13 protein-coding genes are annotated in these 15,387 nt (G+C 64.4%); 5 read left to right on the forward strand and 8 right to left on the reverse strand.

Going from position 1 to position 15,387, the window contains the following annotated elements:
- Positions 1-5 precede the first annotated feature (5 nt).
- From NA2_RS17620 to NA2_RS17650, 7 genes are all read right to left on the reverse strand, one after another.
- Positions 6-1,415, reverse strand: coding sequence for a circularly permuted type 2 ATP-grasp protein (locus NA2_RS17620; RefSeq protein WP_008598433.1), 1,410 nt, complete (start codon positions 1,413-1,415; stop codon positions 6-8).
- Positions 1,416-1,686: 271 nt separating this feature from the next.
- A complete protein-coding gene (gene tgt / locus NA2_RS17625; RefSeq protein ID WP_008598434.1) occupies positions 1,687-2,817 on the reverse strand; it encodes a tRNA guanosine(34) transglycosylase Tgt in 1,131 nt (376 codons plus the stop codon).
- Positions 2,814-3,890, reverse strand: a complete 1,077-nt coding sequence (gene queA, locus NA2_RS17630; protein WP_008598435.1) for a tRNA preQ1(34) S-adenosylmethionine ribosyltransferase-isomerase QueA — start codon at positions 3,888-3,890, stop codon at positions 2,814-2,816. Before queA ends, tgt begins: the two co-directional genes overlap by 4 nt.
- 206 nt (positions 3,891-4,096) lie before the next feature.
- Positions 4,097-4,573, reverse strand: coding sequence for a peptidylprolyl isomerase (locus tag NA2_RS17635; protein WP_008598436.1), 477 nt, complete (start codon positions 4,571-4,573; stop codon positions 4,097-4,099).
- 17 nt (positions 4,574-4,590) lie between these two features.
- Positions 4,591-5,181, reverse strand: coding sequence for a peptidylprolyl isomerase (locus tag NA2_RS17640; RefSeq protein ID WP_008598437.1), 591 nt, complete (start codon positions 5,179-5,181; stop codon positions 4,591-4,593).
- Between the two features lie 19 nt (positions 5,182-5,200).
- On the reverse strand, positions 5,201-5,701 hold the full coding sequence (gene coaD, locus NA2_RS17645; protein ID WP_008598439.1) for a pantetheine-phosphate adenylyltransferase: 501 nt from the start codon (positions 5,699-5,701) through the stop codon (positions 5,201-5,203).
- A gap of 70 nt (positions 5,702-5,771) precedes the next feature.
- Positions 5,772-6,389: a LysE family translocator gene (locus NA2_RS17650; RefSeq protein ID WP_008598441.1), complete on the reverse strand. Its 618-nt coding sequence runs from the start codon at positions 6,387-6,389 to the stop codon at positions 5,772-5,774.
- A gap of 232 nt (positions 6,390-6,621) precedes the next feature.
- Here NA2_RS17650 and NA2_RS22405 point away from each other — a divergent pair, with 232 nt between their 5' ends.
- Positions 6,622-6,756 (forward strand): hypothetical protein, encoded by a 135-nt coding sequence (locus NA2_RS22405; protein ID WP_008598442.1) that lies wholly within the window; start codon positions 6,622-6,624, stop codon positions 6,754-6,756.
- Between the two features lie 20 nt (positions 6,757-6,776).
- On the opposite strand, the gene gyrA is transcribed toward NA2_RS22405, so the two are convergent.
- Positions 6,777-9,617 (reverse strand): DNA gyrase subunit A, encoded by a 2,841-nt coding sequence (gene gyrA, locus NA2_RS17655; protein ID WP_008598443.1) that lies wholly within the window; start codon positions 9,615-9,617, stop codon positions 6,777-6,779.
- Between the two features lie 231 nt (positions 9,618-9,848).
- Here gyrA and NA2_RS17660 point away from each other — a divergent pair, with 231 nt between their 5' ends.
- From NA2_RS17660 to NA2_RS17675, 4 genes are all read left to right on the forward strand, one after another.
- Positions 9,849-10,481: a MarC family protein gene (locus tag NA2_RS17660; protein ID WP_008598444.1), complete on the forward strand. Its 633-nt coding sequence runs from the start codon at positions 9,849-9,851 to the stop codon at positions 10,479-10,481.
- Between the two features lie 854 nt (positions 10,482-11,335).
- Positions 11,336-11,866 (forward strand): sigma-70 family RNA polymerase sigma factor, encoded by a 531-nt coding sequence (locus tag NA2_RS17665; RefSeq protein WP_244423673.1) that lies wholly within the window; start codon positions 11,336-11,338, stop codon positions 11,864-11,866.
- 148 nt (positions 11,867-12,014) lie between these two features.
- Positions 12,015-12,983 carry a FecR family protein gene (locus NA2_RS17670; RefSeq protein ID WP_008598446.1) on the forward strand — a complete coding sequence of 323 codons (969 nt, stop codon included), beginning with the start codon at positions 12,015-12,017 and terminating at the stop codon, positions 12,981-12,983.
- A 171-nt stretch (positions 12,984-13,154) separates the two neighbouring features.
- Positions 13,155-15,387, forward strand: a 2,233-nt coding sequence (locus NA2_RS17675) for a TonB-dependent receptor (protein WP_008598447.1), incomplete at its 3' end; no start/stop codon positions are given.

Here is a 15,387-nt window from a genome sequence, read left to right on the forward strand (position 1 = left end):
CCTTCTCAGTCATCCAGCACCCATGTGTCCTTGGTGCCGCCGCCCTGCGAAGAATTGACCACCAGGGATCCCTTCTTCAGCGCGACGCGGGTCAGGCCGCCCGGCACGATCTGGATCCGGTCCGAGACGAGGACGAAGGGGCGCAGATCCACATGGCGGGGGGCGAGACCCTTCGATGTCAGGATCGGGCACGTGGAGAGCGCCAGCGTCGGCTGGGCGATGTAATTGCCGGGCCTGGCGATCAGTTTTTTGGCGAAGGCCGCGCGCTCCTTCTTCGAGGCGGCCGGGCCGACCAGCATGCCGTAGCCGCCGGAACCGTGCACTTCCTTCACCACCAGTTCGTCCAGATGCTCCAGCACGTAAGCCAGCGCATTCGGTTCCGAACAGCGCCAAGTCTCGACGTTCTGCAGGATTGCCTTGCGTCCCGTGTAGAACTCGACGATCTCGGGCATGTAGGAATAGATCGCCTTGTCGTCGGCGATGCCGGTGCCCGGCGCGTTGGCGATGGCGATGTTGCCGGCGCGGTAGACATCCATGATGCCCGGCACGCCGAGCACGGAATCGGGCTTGAATGTCAGCGGGTCGAGATAGTCGTCGTCGACGCGCCGGTACAGCACGTCGATCTTCTTGTAGCCCTGCGTCGTGCGCATCGCCACATGGCCGTCGACCACGCGCAGGTCCGAGCCCTCGACCAGTTCGACGCCCATCTGGTCGGCGAGGAAGGCGTGTTCGAAATAGGCCGAGTTGAAGCTGCCAGGGGTCAGGACGGCGATGGTCGGGGAACCGTCGCGGCCCTGCGGGGCGACGGCGGTCAGCGATTCCCGGAGAAGCTGCGGATAGTTCTCCACCGGCCGCACCTTCACCTGCTGGAACAGTTCCGGGAAGAGCTGCATCATCGTCTCGCGGTTCTCCAGCATGTAGGAGACGCCCGAGGGGGTGCGCGCATTGTCCTCCAGGACGAAGAAATCGTTCTCGCCGGTGCGGACGATATCGACGCCGATGATGTGCGTGTAGACGCCGCCCGGCGGGCGAACCCCGATCATCTCCGGCAGGAAGGCCGCGTTGTTGGCGACGATCTCCTTCGGGATCCGGCCGGCGCGCAGGATTTCCTGACGGTGGTAGATGTCGTCGAGAAAGGCGTTCAGCGCCTGGACGCGCTGCTCGATGCCCTGCACCAGCCGGCGCCATTCCTTGCCGGAGATGATGCGCGGAACGATGTCGAAGGGGATCAGGCGCTCGGCTGCTTCCGTATCGCCATAGACGGCGAAGGTGATGCCCGTTCGGCGAAACACCCGCTCCGCATCACCTGCCTTTTGCAGCAGGCGTTTGGGGTCCTGCCGGTCGAACCAGCTCTGGTAATCGTCATAGGGTGGTCTGGCCTGGCCCCCCAGGCGCATCTCGTCGAAGTGCGTCAAGAAATGCTCCTCTCGCGAGCATTTCAGCCGTGTTGTCCCCGAAACGCAAGCGGTTTCTATGGGTTAGGCAAAATCAGCCATCTGGGCGCACGGTCGGGAGGCCCCGGCGCATCGGCCCGGTGCGTGGTTCGACAAGCTCATCATGAGGGAGGTGGAGCATGGCAGGAAGTCTGGTTCGGGGACGTTATAGACTGGTTTTGCACCCAGCACCATTCCTCATGGTGAGCTTGTCGAACCACGCAGATCGCTGCCGCCTGTTCGAGCCTCCCAGTCAGAGCGGCGGAAGGTCGCCCTTCTCCCAGGCGGCGGAGATTTCCGCCGACCGCTCCGTGAAGCGACCCGCCTCGATCGCGTCGCGGATGTCCTGCATCAGCGCCTGATAATAGGCGAGGTTGTTCCAGGTGAGCAGCATGCCGCCCAGCGATTCCCCCGACTTCACCAGATGATGCAGATAGGCGCGCGAATAGTCGCGCGACGCCGGGCAGTCGCTCTCCTCGTCGAGCGGCCGCAGGTCCTCGGCGTGGCGCGCGTTCTTCAGGTTGATCTTGCCGCGCCGCGTATAGGCGAGACCGTGCCGCCCTGCCCTCGTCGGCATCACGCAGTCGAACATGTCGATGCCGCGCGCCACCGATTTCAGAATATCGTCGGGCGTGCCGACGCCCATCAGGTAGCGCGGCTTTTCGGCCGGCAGCTCGGGACATGTCGCCTCGAGCATCTCCAGCATGACCGCCTGCGGTTCGCCGACGGCCAGCCCGCCGACGGCGTATCCCTTCAGGTCCATCGCTGCCAGCGCCTGCGCGGAACGCTGGCGCAGATGCGCCCTGTCGCCGCCCTGCACGATGCCGAACATCGCCTTGCCCGGCTGGTCGCCGAAGGCCGTTTTGCAGCGCTCGGCCCAGCGCAGCGACATTTCCATGGCGCGCTCGATCTCGGCTTCCTCCGCCGGCAGCGCCACGCATTCGTCGAGCTGCATCTGGATGTCAGAACCGAGCAGGCCCTGGATCTCGATCGAGCGTTCCGGCGGCATCTCGAACACCTGCCCGTCCACATGGGAGCGGAAGGTGACGCCCTTCTCGGTGATCTTGCGCAGCTCGGCGAGCGACATCACCTGGAAGCCGCCGGAATCGGTCAGGATCGGGTGCGGCCAGCCGGCGAACTGGTGCAGCCCGCCGAGGCGCGCCATGCGTTCGGCGCCCGGCCGCAGCATCAGGTGATAGGTGTTGCCGAGAATGATGTCGCTGCCCAGCGCCCGCACCTGATCCATATACATGGCCTTGACGGTGCCGCCGGTGCCAACCGGCATGAAGGCCGGCGTGCGGATCGTGCCGCGCGGCATGGAGATCGCGCCGCGCCGCGCCGCTCCATCCTGGGCAAGAAGGCGGAAGGTAAACTGGTCGCTCACGCTTGGTCGTCCCTGAAAAGCAGGCTTGCGTCGCCGTAGGAATAGAAGCGGTAGCCGCCGTCGATGGCGTGCCGGTAGGCGGCCTTCATGCGCTCGGTGCCGCTGAAAGCCGAGACCAGCATGAACAATGTCGAGCGCGGCAGGTGAAAATTGGTCATCAGGATATCGGCCGTGTGGAAGCGGTAGCCCGGCGTGATGAAGATGTCGGTCGCGCCGGACCAGGCTTTCAGCATGCCGGTTTCCCGCGCCGCGCTTTCCAAAAGCCGCAGCGAGGTGGTGCCGACGGAAACGATGCGGCCGCCCCGCGCCTGGACGGCGTTCAGGGCCGCAGCGGTTTCCGCGCTCACCTCTCCCCATTCGGCATGCATCCTGTGGTCGTCGGTGTCCTCCGCCTTCACCGGCAGGAAGGTTCCCGCGCCGACATGCAGGGTCACGAAGTGCCGTTCGATGCCAGCCGCATCGAGCGCGGCGAAGAGCTCCGACGTGAAGTGCAGTCCGGCGGTGGGGGCGGCCACCGCGCCGTCCTCCCGGGCGTAGACGGTCTGGTAGTCCGTCTGATCGCGCTCGTCCTCGGGGCGCTTGCCGGCGATGTAGGGTGGCAGCGGCATGTGGCCGGCGGCGGCGATGGCCTCGTCGAGCACGGGGCCGGAGAAATCGAACACCAGCAGCGCCTCGCCGCCCTCGCCCTTCTCCGCGACCGTGGCGTCGAGCGCACCCAGAAAGCAGCTTTCGCCGTCATGGCCGAAGCTGATGCGTTCGCCGATGTTGACGCGCTTGGCGGGTTTCAGGAACGCCTTCCAGCGGTCGGCGCCGGTGCGCATGTGCAGCGTCGCCTCGACGCGCGCTTCCGTTTCCCCACGGCGACGCAGGCCGTTGAGGCGCGCGGGGATGACGCGGGTGTCGTTGAAGACCAGCGCGTCACCCGGCCGCAGGAGACCCGACAGGTCGCTGACGACGCGGTCGGAAAGCGTCTCGCCCTCGACGACCAGCATGCGCGCGGCATCGCGCGGGCTCGCCGGCCGCAGCGCGATGCGGTCTTCCGGCAGATCGAAATCGAAGAGATCAACACGCATGGCGGATCGAAGGGCAGCGCGCTTCGATACCCCCCTCTGGCCTGCCGGCCATCTCCCCCTCAAGGGGGGAGATCAGTTGTCCCCGACGCTTTCCCCAATCGCGGGATGCGGCAGATATGGGGAGACAATCTCCCCCCTTGAGGGGGAGATGGCCGGCAGGCCAGAGGGGGGTAATCGAACGCACCGACATTCAAACGCCTATCCGGCTACGCAACGTCCGCGGCGACCCGCATCGAGACGATCGAATCCGGATTGGAGACCGGCTCGCCGCGCTTGATCTGATCGATGGCGTCCATGCCCTCGATCACCTGGCCCCAGGCCGAATACTGGCGGTCGAGCCATGGCGCCTTGTCGAAGCAGATGAAGAACTGCGAGTTGGCCGAGTTCGGGTTTTGAGAACGGGCCATCGAGCAGGTGCCGCGCTCGTGCACCGTGTTGGAGAACTCCGCCTTCAGATCCGGCTTGTCGGACCCGCCCATGCCGGTGCCCGTCGGGTCGCCGGTCTGCGCCATGAAGCCGTCGATGACGCGGTGAAAGACGATGCCGTCATAAAACTCCTCGCGCGCCAGTTCCTTGATGCGCGCGACATGGCCCGGGGCGACATCGGGTAGGAGCTGGATGACGACCTTTCCCTTGGTCGTCTCCATCACGATGGTGTTTTCGGGATCCTTGATGTCAGCCATGAGTTTTTCCTTCCTTGCTACTGCTTGGCGTCGGACGCCATGCGGACGTCGACAATGGTCTCGGGGTTCTGCACCATGCCGTTCTGGGCGGCATCGCCCCGCTTGATCTGATCGATCAGTTCCATCCCGGCCTCGACCTGACCGATGACCGTGTACTGGCCGTTGAGATGCGGCGCGGGCGCGAACATGATGAAGAACTGGGAATTGGCGGAGTCCAGATTGGCCGAGCGCGCCATGCCGACCGTGCCGCGCTCGAAGGACGCGTCGGAGAATTCGGCCGGCAGGTCGGGCCTGCCGGAGCCGCCGGTGCCGACGCGGCGGGCGTCAAAACCGTCCTCCACGTCACCGAACTGGACATCGCCGGTCTGCGCCATGAAGCCCTCGATGACCCGGTGGAAGGCGACGTTGTCATAGGCGCCCGCGGCGACCAGTTCCTTGATCTGCGCCACGTGCTTCGGCGCGAGATCGGGCCTGAGCGCGACGGTCACCTCGCCGCTCTTCAAGCGGATGATCATCGTGTCTTCGGGCTCGGCCGCGACGGCTGCGCCGATCCCGCCTGCAAGGACACCCGTCAGGACGATGGACGCGGCAAGCTTTCGAAGCTGCATAAAATTCTCCTATGGTTCTTCAGGCGGGGAATTTCTGTTTCAGCGCCGCCAGGACGACGGAAGGCACGAAGGGTTCGATGTTTCCGCCCATGGATGCGATCTGGCGCACAAGTGTGGCGGTAATGGTGCGCACGGAGGGGCTGGCGGGCAGAAAAACGGTTTGCAGGTCAGGCGCCATCGTCTCGTTCATGCCGGCCATCTGCATTTCGTAATCGAGATCGGTGCCGTCGCGCAGTCCGCGAATCATGATCGAGGCGTCATGCGCGCGGGCGGCATCGATCACCAGCTTGTCGAAGGCGACGACCTTGATCCGTCCCGCATCGCCGGCCAGTTCGTCCGCCGCCGACCGTTCGATCAACGCGACGCGCTCCTCATAGCTGAAAAGCGGGGTTTTTCCGGGATGGAGGCCGATGCCGACGACAACACTGTCGGCGATTGCCAGCGCGCCCTTGAGGACGTCCAGATGGCCGTTGGTCAAGGGATCGAAGGAACCGGCGTAAAAGGCTGTTCGCTTGGTCATGGCGTGCTTCTATCCATCTTGGAAGGTGAAGGCAATTCGCCGATATCGGCGATCGTGCCCGGACGCAGGTTCAGCGGCGCGCCAGCGCGAGCCACAGTCCTCCACCAATCAGGCATGTGCCGGAAATGCGCTCCGTCAGGCGAATGCGGCTTCGCGACAGGCGCGCGCCGGCGCCGCCCGCAAGGACGGCGTACAAACCGTCGCCGATGGTCGCGACCGCCATGAACACCAGACCGAGAAAGACCGTCTGGAGAGCGGGGTTGCCGAGCGCCGGGTCGATGAACTGCGGGATGAACGCGCCAAAGAACAGGAGCGCCTTCGGGTTCGACCAGACGACGATGATGCCCTGAAGCACGAACGAGCCGCCCGGGCGCGCCGCGCCCTCCTGCGTCGCCAGCGCCCCGTCGGAGCGCCACATCCTGATCCCCAGCCAGATCAGATAGCCCGCGCCCAGGATGCGCAGCACCTCGAACAGGCTGCCCATGACGTTGACCACGGCCGAAAGCCCGAGCGCCAGCACCAGCATCATCATGAACAGGCCGATCTGCGTGCCCACCACATTCAACAGGCCGGCCCGCGTGCCATGGCGCATCGCATTGGCGATGATCACGGTGACGGTCGGTCCCGGCACGATGATGATGAAGAAGCAGGCGGCAATGTAGGGCAGGAGAAGGCCGGGATCAGTCATCGCAGGCGTCGTCGCTCCGTTGCTCGCCTGCCGTTCAGGCGATTTCCCGCATCAAACCCATGAAACGCGGCAGCGCGCAAGCCCGCCCCGTCATGAACGGCCGATGAACGCGGCGTTCAAGGCCGGTTCGAACCAAACCGGTTACTCAGAGCACACAGGCTTGAAGGGTGCCGTCACCTGCCATTGAAACCAAATGGCGCCCTTCCTCGTTACATAACAAAGGAGACAAGCCATGCTGATCTTTACGCTTGCTGCAGCCATGACCCTGGCCATGCTGATCGCAACAGCGGTCGGCCTCCATGACGAAGCCAATCGCGTGAAGCTGGAAAGCCGCCCGCGCAACAGGTTCGACGGCTTCCGCCGCTAGGCAAGACGGCCGGAGGGCGTCTAAGCGCCCTCTTCCTCACCGCCGGCGTCCCCACCACCAACGTTGGGGGTTCCCGGCGTCGTGCCACCCTCGGAAGCTTCGGAGCCGGCCGCCACGACGGCATCCTCCGCGCCCTCCTCTTCCGCCTCGTCCGTCTGCGCCTCCGAAATGCGCTCGACCGACACGACCTTCTCGTCCTTGGCCGTATTGAAGATCGTCACGCCCTTGGTGGCGCGGCTGGCGATGCGGATTCCGTTCACCGGCACGCGGATCACCTGCCCGGCATTCGATACCAGCATGATCTGGTCTTCCTGCTCGACCGGGAAGGCGGCGACGAGCTGGCCGATCTCGTCGGTCTTGGCGACATCCGTCGCGCGGATGCCCTTGCCGCCGCGGCCCGTGACGCGGAAATCATAGCTCGACGAGCGCTTTCCATAGCCGAACTCGCTGACCGTCAGCACCATCTGCTCGCGGGCCTTCAGTTCATCGTAGCGCTCCGCCGACAGGCTGGTTTCCTCGCCGACATCCTCATTGGTCAGCGCGACCTCCTCCTCGTCGCCGGTCGCCAGGCGGCGCTCGGCGGCGGCCTGTTTCAGATAGGCGGCCCGCTCGGCCGGCGAGGCTTCCACATGGCCCAGAATGGCCATCGAAATGACCGTGTCGCCGTCCGCCAGATTGATGCCGCGCACGCCGATCGAGTTCCGGCCGGCGAAGACGCGCACATCGGTGGCGCAGAAGCGGATGCACTGGCCCGACGCCGCCGTCAGCAGCACGTCGTCGTCCTCGGTGCAGGTGTAGACGCCGAGAATCTCGTCCGTCTCGTCCTCCAGCTTCATGGCGATCTTGCCGTTGCGGTTGACCTGAACGAAGTCCGACAGCTTGTTGCGGCGCACCGTGCCGCGCGTGGTGGCGAACATCACGTCGAGCGCCCCCCAGCTGTCCTCGTCCTCCGGCAGCGGCATGATCGTGGTGATGCGCTCGCCCTCCTGCAAGGGCAGCATGTTGCGCAGGAATTTGCCCACCGATTGCGGCGTGCCCACCGGCAGGCGCCAGACCTTCTCCTTGTAGACGATGCCGCGCGAGGAGAAGAACAGGATCGGCGTGTGCGTGTTGGCAACGAACAGGCGCGTGACGATGTCCTCATCCTTGGTCGACATGCCCGAGCGGCCCTTGCCGCCACGCGCCTGCGCCCGATAGATCGAGAGCGGCACCCGCTTGATGTAGCCCTTGCGCGTGACGGTGACGACCATGTCCTCGCGCTGGATCAGATCCTCGTCGTCGAGATCGGCGCCGCCCTCGGTGATCTCGGTGCGGCGCGGCGTGCCGAACTCATCCCGCACGGCGATCAGCTCGTCCTTGACGATCTGCTGGATGCGGGCGCGCGAGGCGAGGATTTCCAGAAATTCGCTGATCTCGGCGCCGATCTGGTTCAGTTCGTCGGCGATCTCGTCGCGGCCGAGCGCCGTCAGGCGCTGCAGGCGCAGCTCAAGAATGGCGCGCGCCTGCTCCTCCGAGAGATTGTAGGTGCCGTCCTCGTTGATGCGATGGCGCGGATCGTCGATGAGCAGGATCAGCGCCTCGACATCGGCTGCCGGCCAGCGGCGCTCCATCAACTGCTCGCGCGCCGTCTGCGGGTCGGGAGCGTGGCGGATGAGCTTGATCACCTCGTCGATATTGGCGACGGCGATGGCGAGACCGACCAGCACATGTGCCCGGTCGCGCGCCTTGCGCAGCAGGTATTTGGTGCGCCGGCTCACGACTTCCTCGCGGAACGTAACGAAAGCCTTCAGCAGATCCAGCAGATTCATCTGCTCGGGCTTGCCGCCGTTCAGCGCCACCATGTTGGCGCCGAAGGAGGTCTGCAGCGGGGTGTAGCGGTAGAGCTGGTTCAGCACCACGTCCGCCATGGCGTCGCGCTTCAGTTCCACGACGACGCGGTAGCCCTGCCGGTCGCTCTCGTCGCGGATGTCGGAAATGCCCTCGATGCGCTTGTCGCGCACGAGTTCCGCCATCTTCTCGATCATCGAGGCCTTGTTGACCTGATACGGCACCTCGGTGATCACGATCGCTTCGCGGTCGTTGCGGGCCGGCTCGATGCTGACCCGGCCGCGCATCAGGATCGACCCGCGGCCCGTCTCGAAGGCGCTGCGAATGCCAGACCGGCCGAGGATCAGGCCGCCGGTCGGAAAATCCGGTCCGGGAATGATCTCCATCAGAGCGTTCAAGCCGATGGCCGGGTTGTCGATCATGGCGACGCAGCCGTCGACGACTTCCGACAGATTGTGCGGCGGGATGTTCGTCGCCATGCCGACCGCGATGCCGCCGGAGCCGTTGACCAGCAGGTTTGGATAGCGCGCCGGCAGGACCTTCGGCTCGCTGCCGGACGAATCGTAGGTCTCCTGGAAGTCGACCGTTTCCTTGTCGATGTCCTCGAGCAGCTCATGCGCGCTCTTGGTCAGGCGCGACTCGGTGTAGCGCATGGCCGCCGGCGGATCGCCATCGATGGAGCCGAAATTGCCCTGCCCGTCGATCAGCGGCAGGCGCATCGACCAATCCTGCGCCATGCGCACGAGGGCGTCGTAGATCGCGGCGTCGCCATGCGGGTGATATTTACCCATCACGTCGGCGACGGGACGGGCCGATTTCACATATTTGCGGTTCCAGTGATAGCCGCTCTCATGCGAGGCATAGAGGATGCGGCGGTGCACCGGCTTCAGGCCATCACGGGCGTCAGGCAGCGCGCGGCTGACGATCACACTCATGGCGTAATCGAGATAGGAGCGCTGCATCTCTTCGATAATCGAGATCGGTTCGATGTCGTCCGGCTCGCCCGGCCCGCGCGGCGTCGTCTGGTCGGTCAAAATTTGTCACACTCAGATTGAGGAATCACTGACTTCTTATATATGAACCGGCTGCGATTCTCCAATTGCGGCACGCTATGGGCTTCTGAAAATCCAACGCGATTTCAGTCGGATATGACCGCGCTGTGGACTGCCGCACCGACATATTGCCGCAGGCTTGCCCGCCAAGGTCCAATCGGGGCCGTTTCGCTTTGCGGCGGCCTGCGCTACACAGGTTGCGGGGAGATCGCCATGCCGGCTTATGATGCTGTTTTCAACGCCTTCGTCACGCTGCTGGTGACCGTCGATCCGCCGGGCCTGGCGCCGCTGTTCCTCGCGCTGACGGCGGGGATGAACCGCGCGGAGCGCAACCAGGTCGGCGTGCGCGCCGCCGTCATTGCCTTTATCGTGCTGGCGCTGTTCGGCGTTGCCGGCGCCGCCATCCTCTCCGTGTTCGGCATCACCCTGCCTGCCTTCCGCCTCGCCGGCGGCCTGCTCCTGTTCTTTATCGCCTTCGAGATGATCTTCGAGCGCCGGCAGGAGCGGCATGAGAAGAGCGCCGAACGGGCCGTGACGCGCGACATGATCCACAACATCGCCGCCTTCCCGCTGGCGATCCCGCTGATCGCCGGTCCGGGGGCGATCTCGGCGACGGTGCTCCTGTCGGATTCCTTCAGGTCGCCGGCGGGCATGGCCACCCTCCTCGCCATTCTTCTGGCGACCATCCTCATCACCTATGCGGTGTTCGTGCTTGCCGAGCGCGTCGATCGCTTCCTCGGTGAAACCGGCCGCTCCATCCTGACGCGGCTTCTGGGCGTCATCCTCGCTGCTCTGGCGGTGCAGTTCGTCGCGGACGGGGCCAAGGGTCTGTTCGCCGCCGGATAGCGCACCTGCCCACCTCCCTGGGGCCGCTCAGCCGTACCAGTCGGCGATGTCGAGGAAGGCGCGCACCTTGCCCTTTTCCAGATGCAGAACCTTGTTGCAGGTGTTCCTGATCAGCGGGTAATTGCGGCTTGCCGGTACGTTGATGATCGGCGCAGCCTTCTTGCCACGTCATGGGCGTCGCGGAGGGCGGATCGGCATCTGGCAGTTGTAAGGCCGGGGAGCAGATCTGTAGAACGACCACCTGCAGCCTCTTGGGAAGCTGGCGCGTAGCGCACGTCAACATGTGTTTCGCGCAATTGCCCTACGACAGGGCCATCCACTGCCGATGCCACAAGGTTGAGAACCTATTCGCCAAGCTGAAGCACGGGCACCGTATTGCCACTCGTTACGATCGCTGAGCCCACACCTTCTTCTCGGCGATCTGTATCGCCGCAACTCTTATCGTCTGGATCAATCAGTCCTGAGCTTGGCCGCAGCCTGGAGCACCACTGTTCGAAGTGGCGGGCTGTCGGTCTACTACCCGCCCGCATTCTTCTGATGGTGGTTCTCGTTCTATGCGCATGCGCCCACGATCTTCGCTGAGAACGGTATCGGGCGGCTTTCTCGCCACCGCTGCCCCCAAAACTCCCATGTCGATTGTCCCGGTGCGGGAGGCGTGCAACGTCGCCACCTGTGGATCGGCGCGCTTGGCCGAGGACCGAGCAGTCCGCGGCATCCACCGGCTTGCAATCCAAAAATAATATGACTAAAAAGCGCAAGTTTTATCGGGGCCGTACGCAACCCCACCGCAAAGCCCTTGAATGCCCGCGGACGCACCCCGCACGGCGGCCGCTTCCTGACAACCCGCTCGTGCGATGAAAGACACCATGCCGGCCGATTTCGACACATGGCTCGTTGATCTCTTCAAACGGCAGCATCAGGAACTTGTCCGCTTCGCCGCGCGGCTCGTCGGCGGACGCGACGGGGGTGAAGAGGTGGTGCAGAACGCCTATCTGCGGCTGGCGCACCGCTCCAGGCAGGGCGGTGCAATCGAACATCCGAAGGCCTATGCCTTCTCGGTCGCGCGCAGGGCGGCGTTCGACTTCACCGCCGAGCGCAACAGGGAGTGGCTCCATAGGGTCGACTTCGAGGATGCCGATGTCGGCGCTGCCGGCACGGACCCGACGCAACTGCTCGACCGGCGCCAGCGCATCCTCAGGCTCGCCGTGGTCCTGAACGAGCTTCCCGGCGCCTGCCAGAAAGCCTTTATCTTGAACAAGATCGAGGGACACCCGCATCGGGAGATCGCCAGGCGCCTCGGCATTTCGGTGAGCATGGTCGAGAAGCACATCATGCGCGCCATGATCCACTGCCGGGACACGATGCGCGATGATGACGCGCTCTGAAGCATCTGGCAGTCGGGTGGCGTCATCTGAGGCCCGCATCGATGCGCAAACAATGAGATAGAGCGGTCCGACCGTTGAGGATTTTTGCCGCCTCATCTGTCTAATGATACGGAAGCCCATGAAATCCCGGCGAGGAGATGACCCGCACATGCCCGAGACCCGACAGCCGCGCTACGCTCCCAGGGAGCTGTCGGACGAGGCCATCGCGTGGATCGTGCGGCTGAACTCGGGCGATTCCGGAGAAGAGGAGCGCGGCGCCTTCACGCAGTGGCGCGGGCAGAGTGGCGCGCACGAGCAGGCCGCGCGCGAGGCGGAGGCTCTGTGGGACGACGCGTCAGACCTTCATTGCAACCCGAGGAGCGGTTTCATTCAGCCGGGGCGCAAACGGTCCGGCCCATCGAGAAGAGCCGTTCTGGGCGGGCTGACCGGCCTGGCTTGCGCCGGTGCAGGCGCCTGGACGTTCGCGCGCACCCGCGCCCCGCTCGGCGATCACATGACGGGACTTGGAGAAACGCGTTCGATCGAGCTGGCGGACGGATCCCGCGCCACCCTGAACGCCATGACCGCGATCGATGTGGACTACGCCGTGGACCACCGCCGGGTGTCGTTGCTCGGCGGGCAGGCCTATTTCGAGGTCGGCGCCGATCTTTCGCGGCCCTTCAGCGTGCGCACGGGGCATATCGAGGTCCAGGCCCTCGGCACGGCTTTCGACGTGGACATGTCGCTACCGGACAGGGACATCGCCGTCGCCGTCACCGAACACCAGGTCCGGGTGACATCGGATCGCGCGTCCCTGCTCCTTTCCGAGGGCGAGCGAGCGGTCATCGCCCGCGACGGCAGCCTCAAGTCACGGGAACCCCAGGCAGCCGCCACCACGACGGCATGGCGGACCGGGCGCTACATCGCCGAGGAAAGACGACTGGACGAAGTGCTCGCCGCGTTAAGCGCCTATCATCCGGGCTGGATCGTCGCCAATGGCGAGGCGGTGAAGGCGCTGCGGGTGAATGCCGTTCTCGACCTGCGCCAGCCCGCCGCCTCCCTTGAGGCGCTGGCGGTGGGCCTGCCCATTCAGGTGCTGCGAGCCTCGAAATATTTGACAATTATCACAAGCGCTTAGCTTTGAGCTGAAGAAATTCAGCGAGAATTGTTGAGGATTCAAGTCAGAAAAAATGTCTTAGCCAGTAAGGGGTGATGCGCGTCGCGCACAATCGGGCCCCGCTGAACAGGCATGGAGACTGGTTTGATGTCGTTGGTATCGGGGCGGAATAGGCTTCTCAGGACATTGTTGGTGGCGTCGACGGCGATAGTGCCGATTTGCGGGACCGTTCCGGCAAAAGCGCAAACGGCGGCGCAATCGACGGTTTTCGACATTCCGGCGCAGCCGCTCAGGGCCTCGCTGAACGCATTCGCGAGCCAGGCCGGGCTGCGCATCGCCTATCCCGCGGCGCTTGCCAGCGGCCAGACCGCGCCCGCCCTGCAGGGCGCCTACGGCAATGCAGAAGCACTCCGCGCGCTTCTTTCGGGCACGGGCCTCTCCTTCAGCATCAGTCCGTCAGGCACGGTGACGATCACCGATCGCGTGTCGTCGGCGCATGATGCTCCGGTCTCCGCCGAGGGATCCATGGTTCTCGACGTGATCGAGGTGACCGGCGGGCTGGGCGGGGCTTCGGTCTACGCCCCCTACGAAACACCGGCGGCGACCGCCCATATCGACGAATCCACGATCGAGCGCTATCGCGGTTCCGATCCCACCGACATGTTCCGCGGAACGCCGGGGATCGCATCGGCCAATGCGCGCAACGGCGCGGGCGGCATCGACATGAACATCCGCGGTATGCAGGGCCTGGGCCGCGTTGCAACGAAGATCGACGGCAGCTCGAACGCTGTCACGGTGCCGCAGGGTTATCAGGGTTATTCCAACCGCACGTTCGTCGATCCCGACTTCATCGCCGGCATCGACATCACCAAGGGTTCGGACGCTGCCTCCAACGGCATTGCCGGCACGGTCTCCATGCGCACCGTCGAGGCAAGGGACATCGTCGAAGAGGGCAAGCGCTTCGGCTTCCGCGTGAAGGGCGGTTTTGGAACGAACTCGTCCAAGCCCACTCCCGGCGCGGTTGGCGGCTATCAATTCCCAAAAAGTGCCGGGTCACCTCCGGTGGCAACCCCCTCGCCCGATGGCATGGACCGTCCCTCATTCCTGGAGCCGACAAATGGTCACGGAAGCGCCGTCGCGGCATTCTACGATGAGAAGTACGATTTTCTCGTCGGCTATGCCTACCGCAAGCGTGGAAACTACCATGCGGGCAAGAATGGTCCCGCGGCCAACCCCTATGGAAGTGGCCCAAAGGAGCTTTGCGATCCCCTCTTCGGCTGGTGCACCACCTGGCCGAACTACATTGAAGTCGGCGGCATCGCCAACTACCGCCCCGGCGAGGAGGTTCTGAACACCGAGCTTGAAACGAAGTCCACAATCGCAAAGGGAACGCTTCGGTTCGGCGACGGCCAGAGCCTCAGGCTGGGTTATAACGGGTTCAGGAGCGAAGCGGGCGATCAGGTCTCCTGGCGCATGCAGACCAATCGGGATCGTCCCGTCCAGCGGGAGCAGACGGGCGGAACCTCCGTCGATACCTATACCGCGCGCTACAAGTGGCAGCCCGAGGAGAACGACCTCATAGACCTGACGGCCAATGCCTGGCTGACGGACATGGAACTGCGCAAGCCCTGGAACCGCAGCGGGCGCGTTAATCCCAATCCTTCGGATTTCGGCCTGCCGATGGACTTCCGGACCGGTTCGGACGTGCTCATGTGGGGGCTCGACATCGGCAACAAGTCCAGGCTCGACACGCAGCTCGGCGATATGAAACTGGATTACGGCCTTTCCTACAGCTACACGACCACGGAACCGAGCGCCTTCACCGATGAGCTGTCCGGTCCTTATTCAGCCTACGGAAACAAGAAAGAGCTGGGCGCCTTCGTCAAGGCGAACTGGAAGCCGATCGACTGGCTGACCGTCGACGGTGGTCTGCGCTACGATTACTACTGGACGAAGGACGAGCGCGCGATCGGTCCGGCAGCCCATATCAAGAATTCGGGTGAGCGCTCGGCAGGCGGCTTGAGCCCGTCGCTGGGTCTCACATTCGAGCCGTTTCAAGACACCCAGATCTACGGCCGCTACTCCTACGCGCTTCGCAGCCCCAGCCTGCTGGAGACAGTCTCCGGGGGAATTGCCGTCAGCATGATTACCGATATCGACCCCGAACGCGCCAACAACTGGGAGTTCGGGGTCAACCACACCAGACAGGGCCTCTTCGGCGCCGATGATCGCGCCATGGTGAAGCTGGGCTATTTCGACTGGACCATCGACAATTATGTCGCCCGTCACGTGGGTTACATGCCGAACGGCTACTTTGGCGGCTTCATGTACAATATGGACAAGGCCAAGTTCTCCGGCATCGAATTGTCCGGTCGCTACGAGAACGCCGGGTTCACCGCCGAACTGTCCGCGAACTACTACACGA

This window comes from Nitratireductor pacificus pht-3B (genome assembly GCF_000300335.1).
Lineage (GTDB): Bacteria > Pseudomonadota > Alphaproteobacteria > Rhizobiales > Rhizobiaceae > Nitratireductor > Nitratireductor pacificus.